General features: G+C 72.0%; 16 protein-coding genes. 6 read left to right on the top strand and 10 right to left on the bottom strand.

What is annotated here, in order from left to right; all coding sequences use genetic code 11:
* Positions 1-389 (bottom strand): hypothetical protein (locus ACS5RC_RS22415; RefSeq protein ID WP_478346129.1); only part of this gene is annotated, 389 nt, incomplete at its 3' end.
* Positions 390-646: 257 nt separating this feature from the next.
* Here ACS5RC_RS22415 and ACS5RC_RS22410 point away from each other — a divergent pair.
* Entirely contained in the window at positions 647-1,996 is a 1,350-nt protein-coding gene (locus ACS5RC_RS22410) for an MFS family transporter (RefSeq protein WP_478346128.1), read from the top strand.
* Positions 1,997-2,045: 49 nt separating this feature from the next.
* On the opposite strand, the gene ACS5RC_RS22405 is transcribed toward ACS5RC_RS22410, so the two are convergent.
* Positions 2,046-2,612, bottom strand: a complete 567-nt coding sequence (locus ACS5RC_RS22405; protein WP_478346127.1) for a superoxide dismutase family protein — start codon at positions 2,610-2,612, stop codon at positions 2,046-2,048.
* A gap of 99 nt (positions 2,613-2,711) precedes the next feature.
* Here ACS5RC_RS22405 and ACS5RC_RS22400 point away from each other — a divergent pair, with 99 nt between their 5' ends.
* Genes ACS5RC_RS22400 through ACS5RC_RS22390 form a run of 3 tightly spaced genes read left to right on the top strand, consistent with a single transcriptional unit; the run spans position 2,712 to position 5,065 of the window.
* Positions 2,712-3,464 carry a TlyA family RNA methyltransferase gene (locus ACS5RC_RS22400; RefSeq protein WP_478346126.1) on the top strand — a complete coding sequence of 251 codons (753 nt, stop codon included), beginning with the start codon at positions 2,712-2,714 and terminating at the stop codon, positions 3,462-3,464.
* Positions 3,461-4,720, top strand: coding sequence for a class I SAM-dependent RNA methyltransferase (locus ACS5RC_RS22395; RefSeq protein ID WP_478346125.1), 1,260 nt, complete (start codon positions 3,461-3,463; stop codon positions 4,718-4,720). Before ACS5RC_RS22400 ends, ACS5RC_RS22395 begins: the two co-directional genes overlap by 4 nt.
* A 57-nt stretch (positions 4,721-4,777) precedes the next feature.
* The gene (locus ACS5RC_RS22390; protein WP_478346124.1) at positions 4,778-5,065 is read left to right on the top strand and encodes a hypothetical protein; all 288 of its coding nucleotides are present in this window, start codon (positions 4,778-4,780) and stop codon (positions 5,063-5,065) included.
* 87 nt (positions 5,066-5,152) lie between these two features.
* Here ACS5RC_RS22390 and ACS5RC_RS22385 read toward each other — a convergent pair whose 3' ends face one another.
* Positions 5,153-5,899, bottom strand: coding sequence for a glucose 1-dehydrogenase (locus ACS5RC_RS22385; protein WP_478346123.1), 747 nt, complete (start codon positions 5,897-5,899; stop codon positions 5,153-5,155).
* 104 nt (positions 5,900-6,003) lie between these two features.
* Here ACS5RC_RS22385 and ACS5RC_RS22380 point away from each other — a divergent pair, with 104 nt between their 5' ends.
* Positions 6,004-6,393 (top strand): ArsR/SmtB family transcription factor, encoded by a 390-nt coding sequence (locus ACS5RC_RS22380; protein ID WP_478346122.1) that lies wholly within the window; start codon positions 6,004-6,006, stop codon positions 6,391-6,393.
* A 70-nt stretch (positions 6,394-6,463) separates the two neighbouring features.
* Here the strand turns inward: ACS5RC_RS22380 and ACS5RC_RS22375 are convergent, their stop codons facing one another.
* On the bottom strand, positions 6,464-7,801 hold the full coding sequence (locus ACS5RC_RS22375) for an aminotransferase-like domain-containing protein (RefSeq protein WP_478346121.1): 1,338 nt from the start codon (positions 7,799-7,801) through the stop codon (positions 6,464-6,466).
* Positions 7,802-7,918: 117 nt separating this feature from the next.
* On the opposite strand from ACS5RC_RS22375, the gene ACS5RC_RS22370 reads away from it, so the two are divergent.
* Positions 7,919-8,149 (top strand): DUF1127 domain-containing protein, encoded by a 231-nt coding sequence (locus ACS5RC_RS22370; RefSeq protein WP_478346120.1) that lies wholly within the window; start codon positions 7,919-7,921, stop codon positions 8,147-8,149.
* Positions 8,150-8,180: 31 nt separating this feature from the next.
* On the opposite strand, the gene ACS5RC_RS22365 is transcribed toward ACS5RC_RS22370, so the two are convergent.
* Genes ACS5RC_RS22365 through ACS5RC_RS22340 form a run of 6 tightly spaced genes read right to left on the bottom strand, consistent with a single transcriptional unit; the run spans position 8,181 to position 14,257 of the window.
* Positions 8,181-8,936, bottom strand: a complete 756-nt coding sequence (locus ACS5RC_RS22365; protein WP_478346119.1) for an SOS response-associated peptidase — start codon at positions 8,934-8,936, stop codon at positions 8,181-8,183.
* Positions 8,937-8,946: 10 nt separating this feature from the next.
* A complete protein-coding gene (locus tag ACS5RC_RS22360; protein ID WP_478346118.1) occupies positions 8,947-9,951 on the bottom strand; it encodes a magnesium transporter CorA family protein in 1,005 nt (334 codons plus the stop codon).
* Positions 9,952-9,978: 27 nt separating this feature from the next.
* Positions 9,979-10,839: an SDR family oxidoreductase gene (locus ACS5RC_RS22355; protein WP_478346117.1), complete on the bottom strand. Its 861-nt coding sequence runs from the start codon at positions 10,837-10,839 to the stop codon at positions 9,979-9,981.
* Positions 10,840-10,873: 34 nt separating this feature from the next.
* Complete coding sequence (locus ACS5RC_RS22350; protein ID WP_478346116.1) at positions 10,874-11,728, bottom strand: SDR family NAD(P)-dependent oxidoreductase; 855 nt, start codon at positions 11,726-11,728, stop codon at positions 10,874-10,876.
* Positions 11,725-12,489 (bottom strand): enoyl-CoA hydratase-related protein, encoded by a 765-nt coding sequence (locus tag ACS5RC_RS22345; protein ID WP_478346115.1) that lies wholly within the window; start codon positions 12,487-12,489, stop codon positions 11,725-11,727. Before ACS5RC_RS22345 ends, ACS5RC_RS22350 begins: the two co-directional genes overlap by 4 nt.
* Before the next feature lie 25 nt (positions 12,490-12,514).
* A complete protein-coding gene (locus ACS5RC_RS22340) occupies positions 12,515-14,257 on the bottom strand; it encodes an acyl-CoA dehydrogenase (protein ID WP_478346138.1) in 1,743 nt (580 codons plus the stop codon).
* Between the last annotated feature and the right edge of the window lie 114 nt (positions 14,258-14,371).

Raw genomic sequence — 14,371 nt, 5'->3', positions numbered from 1 at the left:
TCGCCGGCCCGGCCGGGGGCTCCGTCGCGATCACCCCGCTCGGCTGCGCCCGGGCGCCCGCCCGCACCCGGCCCATCGGCCGCGCCGCGGCCGGGTCCGCCCGCATCGGGGCCCGCGCCCCGCTCCGGCCCGCCTCGCTCAGGGCCACCGGCCGCGCCGCCGCGCATGCCGGGCCCCTCGCCGCCGCGGGCACCGCCGCCCGCGCCACCGGGACCGCCGGCCCCGCCACCCCCTGGACCGGCGCCCATGCCGGCACCGCCGCCGCCGGGACCACCGGCCCCGCCACCCGGCCCGCCACCGCCGCCGCCGGGTCCGCCCTGACCGAAGGCGGTCGCCGTCCCGACCATCAGCACCGCCGCCGTCACCGTTCCACGAAGGACCCTGTTCATCGCTGCGCTCCTGCCCTGCCGATTCTCGACCCCCGCCCGGATGGGCGCCCGGTATCGAATGCCGGCCGGAACGGCGGAGCGGACGCGACCGTTCCGCGGCGCCGCGGAGGAGCCTTCATCGGCGCTGTGACATTTTGCGCGGTTCGCGACAGGATGATCCGGGCCGCCCCTGGGTCGGACCGCCGGCACCATGCTAGGCGCGGGTCCAGAACAAGCGGACCAGACGTCGTGGTCCCCGAGGAAGTCAGGGAGTGGACATGGCAGAGCCGATCGGAATCGCACCGAGTGCGGCGGACGTGGCGGCGGACCGCGCGCGGCGCATCAAGGCGATCGTGGCGTCGTCCTCGGGCAATCTCGTCGAATGGTACGACTTCTACACCTACGCCTTCTTCGCGATCTACTTCTCGTCGGCGTTCTTCCCGAAGGGTGATCAGACGACGCAGCTGCTGCAGACGGCCGGGATCTTCGCCGTCGGCTTCTTCATGCGCCCGATCGGCGGCTGGCTGTTCGGCCGCATCGCCGACCGGGTCGGCCGGCGCACCTCGATGGTGATCTCGGTCCTGATGATGTGCTTCGGCTCGCTGTTCATCGCGATCCTGCCGACCTACGAGACGGTGGGCGCGGCGGCCCCGATCCTGCTCCTGCTCGCCCGCATGCTGCAGGGCCTCTCGGTGGGCGGCGAGTACGGCACCAGCGCCACCTACATGAGCGAGGTCGCGCTCAAGGGGCATCGCGGCTTCTTCGCCTCGTTCCAGTACGTGACCCTGATCGGCGGCCAGCTCCTCGCCTCGCTGGTGCTGATCATCCTCCAGACCGTGATGACCACCGAGCAGCTCTCGAGCTACGGCTGGCGCATCCCGTTCCTGCTCGGCGCCGGCGCCGCGGTGGTCGCGCTCTACCTGCGCCGCTCGCTCGCCGAGACGGCGGGCTCGGACAAGGAGAATGCCGGGACCTTCAGCGAGCTCGCCAAGCACTGGCGCGCCTTCTGCGTGGTGCTGGCCTACACGGCGGGCGGCTCGCTCGTGTTCTACACCTTCACCACCTACATGCAGAAATACCTCGTCAACACGGCGCACATGGACAAGACCACGGCGTCGCGGACCATGACGGCGGTGCTGCTGGTCTACATGTTGGTGCAGCCGATCTTCGGCTGGCTGTCGGACCGGATCGGCCGCAAGGCCAACATGATCCTCTATAGCGGCCTCGGCACCGTCATGGTCGTGCCCCTGATGACGGCCATCGGCGGCACCACCGACCCCTACCTCGCCTTCGCGCTGATCACCCTCGGGCTGCTCGCGGTGAGCTTCTACACGGGGATCTCCGGAATCGTGAAAGCGGAGCTGTTCCCCACCAAGGTGCGCGCGCTCGGCGTCGGCTTGTCCTACGCGCTGGCCAACGCGACCTTCGGCGGAACGGCCGAGTACGTCGCCCTGTACTTCAAGGACGCCGGGATGGAATCGACGTTCTTCTGGTACGTCACCGTGCTCCTGGCCATCGCCTTCGTGGCCTCGCTCATCATGCCGAACCCGAAGGTGCACGGCTATCTCGACGGGGCCGGCACCGTCGAGGAGGCGCTCGGCGCCAAGCGTCGACTCGCCCACGCCTGAGCCGGCGCCGGGCCCGTCCCCAGGGAAGGACGGGCCCGGCGAACGACCGCTACTTGATCACCCCGCAGGCGACGCGCGCCCCCGCCCCGCCGATCGGCTGGGTGACGTGGTCGTCCTGCTGGGCATGGATGATGAGCGCGGAGCCGTCGCCGTCCTTCAGGCCGCCCTCGCCCGTCAGCGGCGTCTCGCTCGAGACCTCGGCGTTGGCCGAGCCGTCCGCGTTGGCGAACAGGTTGGGCAGGTCGCCCTCGTCCGGACCGTCGGCGTTGAGCAGGCCGTGCTTGCTCTGGTCGTGGTTCACGTGCGCCTTCGATTTCTCGAACTTCTCGGTGTCGGAGCAATCGCCCACGGCGTGGAAATGCAGGCCGTGCCAGCCGGGCGTGAGACCGCCGGGGGCGACGGTGATGCGCAACACCAGGGTGTTCGCCCCGTCGCGAATCGCGAGCTTGCCGACCTCGTCGCCCTTGTTGTTCCGGATCGGCGCCTCGAAGAGCTGCGGCTCGGCCGCGGCGCCCTCGGCGGGCTTGGCCGCGTCCTGGGCAGAGGCGGCCTGGGCCGCGGCGAGGCAGGCGGCGAGGCTCGCCGTATGCGCGAGCAGGCGCAGGGTGCGTGTCATGTGATGGCTCTCCTCTCGTCGCCGGGCTAGGTAGGCCGGCGCCGCGCCGCCGACAGGGCGTCCGGCCAAGCTATCTGCACCCGCCCACGCGAGAGGACGATGACGCGCGACCGGCTCAGGGCCGACCGGTTCCTGGTGGAGCACGGACATTTCGAGAGCCGGGCGCGGGCGCAGGCCGCGATCAGCGCCGGGCTCGTGCGGGCGGACGGCCGCACCCTGACGCGGGCGTCGGAGCCGCTCGCGCCGGACAGCCGGATCGAGGCGTCGGCGCCGCATCCGTTCGTGTCCCGCGGCGGGCTGAAGCTCGAAGCCGCCCTCGCGGCGTTCGGGCTCGATCCCGCGGGCCGGACCGCCCTCGACGTCGGCGCCTCGACCGGCGGCTTCACCGACCTTCTGCTGCGCCGGGGCGCCGCCCATGTCCACGCCGTCGATGTCGGGCGCGACCAGCTGCATCCGACCCTGCGCGCCGATCCGCGGGTGACGAGCCGGGAGAGCACCGACATCCGCAGCCTCGCGGGCGCGGCGCTCGCACCGGTGCCGGATCTCTGCGGCATCGACGTGAGCTTCATCGGCCTGCGCCTGGTGCTCCCGGCCGTCGCGGCTCTGCTCGCGCCGCGCGCCGATCTCGTGGCGCTGATCAAGCCGCAATTCGAGGCGGGCCGGGCGCGGATCGGGCGCGGCGGCGTCGTGCGCGATCCGGCCGTCCATGCCGAGGTCTGCGCCGACATCGAGGGCGCGCTCGCGCAGCTCGGATTCACGAAACTCGATCTGATCCCGTCGCCGATCGCGGGGGGCGACGGCAACGCCGAGTTCCTGATCGGCGCCCGCAGGACACCGGACTCCGCACCATGACCGACATTGTCACGATCCAGCGCCTCGGCGCCCGCGGCGACGGCATCGCCGAGGACGGAACGCCCGTAGCCGGCGCACTGCCCGGGGAGCGCGTCGCGATCGGCCGGGCCGACGGGCGCGGCGCCCTCGAAACCGTGCTGGCGCCCGCGCCCGAGCGGATCGCGCCGTTCTGCCCGTATTTCGGCCGCTGCGGCGGCTGCGCGGTGCAGCACCTCGCCCCGGAGCCCTATGCGGCCTGGAAACGCGGGCTGCTGATCCAGGCGCTCACTCAGGCCGGCCTGTACTGCGCGCCGGAGCCGCTGATCGATGCGCACGGCGCGGGCCGGCGGCGCATCACCCTGCATGTCCGCCATTCCGAGGACGGCGCGCAGGCCGGGCTGATGGCCGCGCGCAGCCACGACCTCGTGGCCATCGACCGCTGTCCGATCACCGTGCCGGCCCTGCACGGCGCCCCTGCCCTCGCGCGGACCTTAAGCGCGCCGCTGGGCCACGGCCGCAAGCCCCTCGACGTGGCGGTGACGGCGACCGACCACGGCCTCGACGTGGATATCCGGGGCCACGGGCCGGCCGATCACGGCGTCCGCAATGCCCTGATCCGCATCGCGCAGGAACACGGCCTCGCCCGCCTCTCGCTCCACGGGGACGTCCTGGTCGAGGGCGAGCCGCCGACGGTCGCCTCCGGCGGGATCCCGCTCTACCCGCCGCCGGGCGGCTTCCTGCAGGCCACGGCGGCGGGCGAGGCGATGCTGACCAAGCTCGTGCTCGAGGCCCTGCCGCCCAAGGCGCGCCGGGTCGCCGACCTGTTCGCCGGCTGCGGCCCCTTCACCCTCGCGATGGCCCGGCAGACGGAGGTCCACGCGGTCGAGGCCGAGGGCGCCCCGCTGGTCGGACTCGACCGCGCCTTCCGGGCGACGAAAGGCCTGCACCGCGTCTCCCACGAGCGCCGCGACCTGTTTCGCCGGCCGCTCCTCGCCCACGACCTCATCCCGTACGACGCGGTGGTGCTCGACCCGCCCCGCGCCGGCGCACAGGCCCAGATGCGCCAGCTGGCCGAGTCGCAGGTGCCGGTGGTGATCAGCGTCGCCTGCGACACGGGCACATTCGCGCGGGATGCCGCGACCCTGGTCGCGGGCGGCTACGCGCTGGAGCGCGTCACCCCGGTCGATCAGTTCCGCCACAGCGCGCATCTCGAGATGGTCGGCCTTTTCCGCCGCCCACCCGCGCGGCGCGGACCGGCACTGCGCCGGCCGCGATAGCGGGGCGATTGAACCCAGGCCGACGCTGCGCGTTCCCACGCGAATTGGAGGCCAGGCATGCGCGCGACGATTGAACTCCCCGGATCCGCGCGCCGTCGGGCTGCGTGGGCCTGCCTTCTGATCCTGGCGGCGACGGCACCCGTCGGCGCGCAGACTCTGCCGGACCAGACGGGAACGGGCGGGGGCCCGACCTCCACGATCACGGCGCCCTACACCAACCGCGAGGGCGTGACGAAGCCGCCGGGCACCTCGCTCGGTCCCGGCGAGGTGCCGTCCGCCGACAGGGAGCAGCGCGAGCGCCGCGTCGACGAGCGGATCGAGGGCAGCATCTGCCGTGGCTGCTGACGCGCGAATCTCGGCCCGTCCCCACGGCTTTTGAGGCGGGCTTCGATCCGCAGCGAGCGGGCTCTCGGTCCCGCGCCGATGCCCGCGTCAGCGCAGGCCGCCGCTCGCGGTGATGTCCTCCCCGGTCACCCAGCGGGCATCGTCGGAGGCGAGGAACGCGACGATCCCGGCAATGTCGTCCGGCTGCCCCGCACGGCCGAGCGGCGTCTGGGCGACGAGACCGCTCTCCATCTCCGAGCCGACGATGCCGGCCGTCTGCGTCCCCTCGGTCACCACGAAGCCCGGGCTCACCACGTTGACCCGGATTCGGCGGGGGGCGAGTTCGTTGGCGAGCACGCCCGTGATCGCGTTCACCGCGCCCTTGGTCCCGGTATAGGCCGCCGATGTCGGCGGATGGATGCTGACGGCCGCCGAGGAGATGTTGACGACGCTGCCGCCCTCTCCGAGATGCCGCGCCGCGGCCTGGGTCGCCAGCAGCACGCCCAGGACGTTGACGTCGAACAGCCGGCGGTAATGCGCCTCCGTCACCTCCTCGATCGCCGCGAATTCGTAGACGCCGGAATTGTTGACCAGCACGTCGAGCCGGCCGAACCGATTGACCGCGGCTTCGATCAGGGCCTGGGCCTCAGCGGCCTTGGACACGTCGCCCTGGACCGCGACGGCCTGACCCCCGGCCGCCGTGATCGCCGCGACGACCGCTTCGGCGCCCGCCTTGCTCGACGCGTAATTGACCACGACCGCGGCGCCGTCCCGGGCCAATGCCTTGGCGATCGCGGCACCGATACCCTTCGAGGCGCCGGTGACGACGGCGACCTTGCCCGCAAGCTTTGCCATGTGTGCTATCCTCGACAACGGGAGGCGCCGGATCGGCCGCTTATTCCCATAGTTCGGAAATTCGGAACTGATGGCGCCGGGTTCAAGTCCCCTATGATCGATTCATGAGGCCGCTGTTCCATCCGGCGATCGAGGACGTCGAGCCCGGGGCGATCCTGCACGCGCTCGCCGACCCGGACCGCGCCGCCATCTTCGCGAGGATCATGGGTGCGGGTTGCGTCGAGGCCTGCTCGGCCGTCGCCGCTTTGGGCGACCGGGTCATCCCGCGATCCTCCCTGTCCAACCACTTCAAGGTGCTGCGCGAGGCCGGGTTGATCCGGAGCGAGCGTCACGGCGTGGAGATGCGGAATCACTCGCGCTGGTCTGAAGTCGAGACCCGGTTCCCCGGCCTGCTGGCCGCGATCATCAACGCCTACGCGTCGGAGGCCGGGATCCACGTGGGCGCACCGGCCGCCCCGATACCGGACGACCTAGCCGCCCCGGAAAAGACGTAGCCGTCCCGCCGGGCGGCACCGCTGCGATGAGACCCACGCCAGCCCCTCGTATCCGGCTCGCGGGCGATCCTCATTCCGCCACCTGATCGTCACCCGCGAGGGCAAGGCGCCTGAGGGTCGTGAGCGCCGTGGCGAGGGCGTCGCGTGCGGGGGCCGCCAGGGCGAGCCGCACGGCGTTGGGCGCGTGGCCCGGACTCACCGCGAAGGCCGAGGCCGGGATCAGGGCGATGCCGCGCCGCATCGCGGCCGCCGTGAAGGCCTCGGCCCGCCATGTCTCCGGCAGGGTGAGCCAGAGATGATAGGCTCCCGGATCGCCGGCGACGGTGAGGCCGGAGAGGCGATCCCGCGCCAGCGCGTTGCGCTCGGCCGCGTCCCGGCGCTTCGCCCGCGTCAGCCGCTCGGCCGATCCGTCTTCCATCCAGTGCACGCCCGCCGCGAGCGGCAGTCCGGTCGCCGCCCACCCGCCCTGGCGGATCGACGCGGCGATCCGCTCGGTGAGTTCGCGCGGACTCGCAATCATGCCGAGCGTCAGGCCCGGCATGATGCGCTTCGACAGGCTGTCGACGAGGATCGTGCGCTCCGGGGCCGAGGCGGCGAGCGGGGCTGCGTCGGACAGGAAGCCGTAGACGCGATCCTCGATGGCGACGAGCCCGGCCTCGGCGAGCACCCCGGCCACCGCCGCACGCCGTTCGGGCGACATCGTCAGGCCGAGGGGATTCTGCAGGGTGGGCTGCAGGTAGATCCCGCCGAGGGGTGTCGCCCGATGGGCCTGCAGGATCGCCTCCGGGCGGACGCCCTCCGCGTCGAGGGCGAGCGGGACCAGGACGATGCCGAGGCGGGCCGCGATGCCCTTCACCACCGGATAGGTCAGCGGCTCGCAGCCGATTCGCTCCCCGGGCGGAGCAAGGGCGGCCAGCGCCGCCGCGAGCGCTTGGCGCCCGTTTCCGGTGAACAGGATGCTGTCGGGATCGGCCCCATATCCGCCGCGGCTCAGGAAGCGGGCCGCGACCGCGCGGGCGCGGGGCGTCCCACCCGGTCCGAACTGGTTGAGGGCGGCGTCCGCAGCCCCGTTCCGCAGCAGGGCGCGCAGCCCGTCCAGCAGGATGCTCTCCTGCTCGGGCAGGCTCGAATGGGTGCGCTGCAGGTCGATCGCCGCCGGGGGCGGCTCCGATTGCACGGAGACGGGCACGCCGGGGCTCGACCGCACGAAGGTGCCGCGGCCGACCTCGCCGACGACGAGGCCGCGCCGGGCGAGCTCGGTGTAGACGCGGCTCGCGGTCGAGACCGCGATGCCGCGCCGATAGGCGAAGTCCCGCTGCGGTGGAAGCCGGTCGCCCGGCCGGAGGGTCCCCGACGCGATCTCGGCGGCCACGAGATCGGCGACGCCACGATAATCCGTCATCGGCAAAATTGCTCCGCGTTCAATGTTTAGATTGCACCGAAAACGCCGGCGGTTCAATCCTGCCCTCGCGCCTCTTCCGAGCCGCCCGGCCGCACGGCGAATTGCGGTGCTGGAGCAACGACGATGACCACGATCCTCCCGCAGCTCTCGCTGTTGCGGACGCCCCGGACCTGCGGCTCCTCGACAGCATCTCGGAGCATTGCGCGCATTGATACGAGCCTCTACGCGCGCTGGCTGCGGCGTATCCGGACGCGGCGCGCGCTGGCGGCGCTCCACCGCGAGCAGATGCGGGAGGCCGGACTCGATCCGGTCCGTGTCCGGGCGGAGATCGCCAAGCCGTTCTGGCGCGCCTGAACGGTTCGCCTTCCCGGTTCGCCCGGCAGGCTCAGAGCAGCCGACCCTGCGCGTCCTCGTCGCTGGACAGAGGCTCGGGCGCTTCGGGTGGGATCAGGCCGGGTGCCGGTCGCCCGATCGGCTCGATCAGCCCCGGATCGTCGTTGCGCACCGCGTTGACCCGGTCGCTGACCGGGTCGAGCCGCAGCCACGAATCCGGGCAGGGCCGGCACAGGGCAGCCGCGGCCTCGGGCCGCACGGCATGGGCATCGAGCCAGGGCTCGACATCCTCCGGTGCGAGGATCGCGGGCATCCGGTCGTGCACCGCCGCCATGGTGCCGTTGGCACCGGTCGTCACGATGGCGGCGGTATCGAGTTCCGAGCCGTCGGCGCCGAGCCACGCGTCCCACAGCCCGGCGAGGGCCATGGGCGCACCGTCGGCCCGCCGGATCATGAAGGGCGTCCGCACGGCGTTGCGACCGCTGCCCTCGCGGCGCCACTCGTAGAAGCCGTCAGCCAGGAAGATGCAGCGGCGATGCCGGATGGCGCCGCGGAAGGTCGCCTTCTCCAGCACGGTCTCGACCCGGGCGTTGATGATCAGCGGGAAGCCCTTCGGGTCCTTGAGCCAGGAGGGCCAGAAGCCCCAGCGCACCAGCCGGACGTGGCGCCCACCCTGGTCGCGCAGCACCACCGGCACCGGCTGCGTCGGCGCCACGTTATAGCGCGGCGGGAAGTTCGGCCGCTCCGGGTAGCCGTAGAACTCGGCGAAGACCTGCGGCGCCTGCGCGATGAAGAAGCGTCCGCACATCGTCGCCCTCCTAGAGCCATCTCTTCCAGCGGAAGAACGCGTAGGGCAGGATGGCGGCCACCATCATCATCACCACCGCCATCGGATAGCCGAGAGGGAAGTCGAGCTCGGGCATCGACTTGAAGTTCATGCCGTAGATGGAGGCGATCAGGGTCGGCGGCATGAACACCACCGCCATGACCGAGAACAGCTTGATGATGTTGTTCTGTTCCAGGTTCACGAGGCCGAGCGTCGCGTCGAGCAGGAACTGGATCTTGGTCGACAGGAAGGTCGCGTGCTCCTCGAGGGATTGCAGGTCGCGCAGCGTCGAGCGCACGTCCTCCCGCAATTCGCGCGGCGCCTTGTTGGTGCGGTAGGTGGCCGAGAGCGAGAGCAGGATGCGCTCCATCGAGACGAGGCTCTCGCGCTGCTTCGAGATCAGATCGTTGTGGCGCCCGAGCGCCCGGAGCGTGTCCTGCAAGGCGGTGTTGCGGGCGGAGGGGTCGTCCTGGACCTCGAAGATCTTGCCCGAGAGCCGGTCGATGCGCTCGCCCTGGAGCTGCAGCACGTCGGCCGCCCGGTCGATCACCGCCTCGATCAGACCGGCGAGGATCGATTCGCCGGAGATCGACGTGGTGGGGCCGTTGCCGGTCGCCCGTCCGGCCCGCTGGGTGTACATCCGGAAGGCCTGCGGCTCCTCGTAGCGGACCGTGACGAGCTTGTTGCCGCGCAGGATGAAGGTGATGCCGGCCAGTCCAGGCTCGTCCGCGTCGCTCACCTTCGAGAGCACCCGCCCCGTCATGTAGCGGGCGCCGTCCTCGACGTAGAGCAGCTCGGACGGCTCGATGTCCTTCATCTCCTCGCGGGTCGGCACCTCGATCCCGGAGAATCCCTCGACCTTCAGCTCCTCCTCCCGACTCGGGCGGATCAGGTCGAGCCAGACGGTGTCGTCGGGAATCGCCTCCTGCAATTCGAGCGCGCGGCGCTCGAGCTGGATCTGCCCGGTGCCGGCGACCGGCTGGTGGATGAAGATCACGCGTCAGGGCTCGGGGTGGCGGCGGCTTCAGGACAGCGCGCCGGGCGGCGGTGAACTCGCATCCGGCACGAAGAAGTCCGGCGCAAGGGGCACGCCGGGTGTGACGCGGTATTTTGAAAAGTCCGTGACACCCGTCTCGGCCAGGAAGGTGTCGTCGATCAGGAACTGGCCGGTCAGGCTGCGGGCCTCGCGCAGGAACAGGGCGTGGGCGGCGTCCGCCATGATCTCGGGCGTGCGGCTCGCCTGCATGAGCGCCTGCCCGCCGAGCAGGTTGTTCACCGCCGCCGTGGCGATGGTGGTGCGCGGCCAGAGCGCGTTCACGGCGATGCCCCGGCGGCGCAGCTCGCCCGCGAGGCCCAGCACGCACATCGACATGCCGAACTTGGCCATGGTGTAGGCGAGGTGGGGGGCGAACCACTTCTCGGCCATGTCGAGGGGCGGCGAGAGCATGACGATGTGCGCGTTCGCGGCCTTCTCGAGATGGGGGATCGCGTATTTCGAGACCATGTAGGTCCCGCGCGTGTTGATCTGGTGCATCAGGTCGAAGCGCTTCATCTCCGTCTGCGGCGTCGGCGTCAGCGAGATCGCGCTGGCGTTGTTCACCACGATGTCGAGGCCGCCGAAATGCTGCGCGGTCTGGTCGATGGCGCGGCGCACCGAATCCTCCTCGCGGACGTCGACGACCATCGGCAGCGCCTTGCCTCCGGCGCGCTCGATCGCGTCCGCGGCCGAGTAGATCGTGCCCTCGAGCTTCGGATGGGGCTCGGCGGTCTTGGCCGCGATCGCGACGTTGGCTCCGTCGCGCGCCGCGCGCAGTCCGATCGCCAGGCCGATCCCGCGGGAAGCGCCGGTGATGAACAGGGTCTTGCCGGCCAGTGTCTGGCTCATGGGTTTCCTCCGGGTGGCGTCTGGCGAAGGGGGTTCAGCACGGCTCGCCGGGCCGCGCGATCCGGAAGCGGTCCGGTTGCGAGCCGTCCGCGTCGGTGAAGCCGTAGCGGCGCGCGAGATCGGCGGCGTGGAGCACGCGGCCCGCCTGGCTGCCGAGGTCAGGGTCGGCTGCGAGCGCCGCGAGCGCGCGCCCGGCGAAGAGCGGCGTCTCGGTGGCCAGCGCGTCCTGGCCGAGGTCGCGCACCCGCTCGGTGGCGACGAAACCCGGCGAGAGGCCGAGCGCCGTGACGCCGTGCGGAGCGAGCTCGGCCGCGAAACCGAGGGCGAGGCGATTCGTGGCGGCCTTGGCGGAATCGTAGAAGACGTCGCCGAGATAGCCGTCCGCGGTGTCGAACGAGACGAGGCCGATCAGGCCGCGCCGGGCCGAGACCATCGCGGGCGCCACCGCCCGCGCCAGCAGCAGCGCCGCGTGCGGCCCGCCCCGGAGGAAGGCGAGATAGGGCTCGGCCGAGCGGCGCCAGAACGGCGTGCCCCAGCCGGCGCCGTCGGGGTAGCGCTCGCCGTCGTAGCCCTCGTTGCCGGCCCAGACGCTGGAGACGGCCACGTCGATGCGCCCGAAGCGGCGCAAAGCCCAGTGCACGAGCTCGTCGACGGCGCGCTCGCTGGTGTGGTCGCAGAGGTAATGGTGCCCCTGCCCGCCCGCGGCATCGACCTCGCGGGCGGTGTCCTCGATCGCTTCCGGCCGCATCTCGGTGCGCGGGCCCGTCTCGCTGGAGCGGGCCGTGACGATGACCGTGGCCCCCGCCTCGCCGAGGCCGCGGGCGATGCCCCGCCCGACCCCGCGCGAGGCGCCGGCGACGAGGCAGATCTGCCCGGCGAGGGCGCTCACGCGGAGGCGCGCTTGGCGCGGGACAGGAAGCTCATGAAGGCGGCCTGGGCCTCCGGGCTGCGGAGCTGGCGCTCGAAGGCCTCGGCCTCGGCGGCGAGGGCGGCGTCGACCGCGGCCTGATCGCCCCGGATGAGCGCGCGGGAGGCCGCGAGCGCGCCGCGCGGCAGGGCCGCGAGCCGGGCCGCCTGCGCCACCGCGTGCTCGACCAGCATGTCCGAGGGCATCACCGCGTTGACGAGGCCGAGCGATTCGGCGGCATCCGCTCCGAACATCTCGGACAGGAGCAGCAATTCGGTCGCCTTGAGCCGTCCGACGCGGCGCGGCAGGAGATAGCTCGACGCCGCCTCCGGCACGAGGCCGAGCTCGACGAAGGGCATGCGGAAGCGCGCGGCGGGGCTGGCGTAGACGAGGTCGCAATGCAGCGTCAGCGTGGTGCCGATGCCGACCGCCACGCCGTCGACCGCGGCGACCATCGGGGTCGCGGTGCGGGCGAGTTGCCGGATGAAGCGCAGCGACGGCGCCTCGGCCATCGCCGCATTGGCGCGGGCCACGAAATCCGCGATGTCGTTGCCCGCGCTGAAGGCGCCGGGCTGCCCGGCGAACACCACGGCGCCGATCGTCTCCGCCGCATCGGCGTCCTCGAGCGCCCCCCGCATCGCGTCGTACATCGCCCCGGTCAGCGCGTTCTTCTTCTCGGGTCGATCGAGGGTGATCAGGCGGACGCCGCCCTCGAGATCGGCGATCCGGACGTTCTCGTTCATGCGCCTCTCCTCAGCTCACCGATCGTCAGGCCACGAGCGCCGACGCGGCCTCGTCCAGGACGGCGCCGCCCTCGATCACCGTCTGCTCCAGGCCCGAGGTCGCGGGCAGCAGGTTCTCGGCGAAGAATCGCGCGAGCACGATGCGCGCGGTATGCGCCGGATCCGTCTCGCCCGCGCGCAGCGCCGCCTGCGCGGCGAGCGCCGCCTTGGCGAGGCTGGCGGCGCCCTGCGCCAAGCCGAACAGCCGCAGATAGGGCGTGGCGCCCGCGAGCGCGGTCTCCGGCCGGTTCGAGGCGAGCGCGGCGAGTTGGAAGCTCGTCGCCCGGTCGAGGCTCTCGATCCCGGCGCGCAGGCGCGCGGCCATGTGTCCGAAGGCCGGATCGGCGTTCTTGAGGAGCGCTTCGGCGGTCTTGCGCATCGAGGCGATCTGGGCGCGCACCGTCGCGCCGCCGTTCAGCGGCAGCTTGCGGCTCGTGAGGTCGATCGCCTGGATGCCGTTCGTGCCTTCGTAGATGCCGAGGATGCGCGCGTCCCGCATCAGCTGGGCCGCGCCGGTCTCCTCGACGAACCCCATCCCGCCATGGATCTGCACGCCGAGCGAGGTCACCTCGTTGGCGATGTCCGTGGCAAAGGCCTTGGCCACCGGCGTGAGCAGCGACGCCCGGTCGGTCGCCGCCTGCCCTTCGGGGCCGTCGGCCGCATCGAGGGCGGCGGCGGTGAGGTAGCAGATCGCCCGGGCGGCCGCCGTGTAGCCCTTCATGGTCAGGAGCATGCGCTGGACGTCGGCGTGCCGCACGATCGGGCTCGCCTCGGCATCGCCCGGTGCGCGTCCCTGGCGGCGCTCCTGCGCGTAGGCCAGGGCGTGCTGGTAGGCCGCCTCGGCGATCCCGACACCCTGGAGGCCCACGTTGAGGCGGGCCGAGTTCATCATGGTGAACATGCAGGCGAGACCGCGATTCTCCTCGCCGATCAGCCAGCCGATCGCCCCGCCCGCGTCGCCGAAGGCCATCGAGCAGGTCGGCGAGGCGTGGATGCCGAGCTTGTGCTCCAGGCCGGAGCAGCGCAGGTCGTTGCGGCTGCCGTCCGGCAGCACCTTCGGCACGAGGAACAGCGAGATGCCGCGCGTGCCCGCGGGCGCACCGGTCAGGCGCGCCAGGACCAGATGCACGATGTTGTCGGCGAGATCGTGCTCGCCGTAGGTGATGTAGATCTTGCCGCCCGTGATCCGGTAGGTGCCGTCGCCGACGGGCTCGGCGCGGCTGCGCAACGCGGACAGGTCCGAGCCCGCCTGCGGCTCGGTCAGGTTCATCGTCGCGGTCCACTCGCCCGACACGAGCTTCTCGAGATAGCGTGCCTTCAAGTCCGCCGAGCCGTGGGCGGAGAGCGCCTCGATGCCGCCCGCGGTGAGCAGAGGGCAGAGGCCGAAGGCGAGGTTGGCACCGTTCCACATCTCGGTCGCGGCAGCGCCGAGCGTGTGCGGCAGGCCCTGCCCGCCGAAATCCGGATCGGCCGCCAGCCCGTTCCACCCGGCTTGAACGAAGGCCCGGTAGGCGTCCGGCCATCCGGGCGCCGTCGTCACGCGAGCCTCGCTCAGAACCGCCCCGTGCCGGTCACCGACCCGGTTCAGCGGCGCGATCACCCCGCCCGCGAAGCGCGCCGCCTCGGTCAGGATCGCCTCGGCATCCTGGATGCTCACCGCCTCGCCGGGGATCCCCGAAACATGGGACAGGGTGAACAGCATCTCGGCGACGGGCGCGCGATAAACCACGGACATCTCCCTCGGCCGCCGGCGCGCGGCCCTGTGTTTGACGCGCCGGTCGCCGGAAGGCTAGGCCGGTTCGGTCCCGCGACATACGCCCGAACCGCCATCGTCGTCACGAGC

The organism is Methylobacterium sp. HJ2 (assembly GCF_056431005.1).
This window is presented reverse-complemented; position numbering and strand designations above follow the sequence as displayed.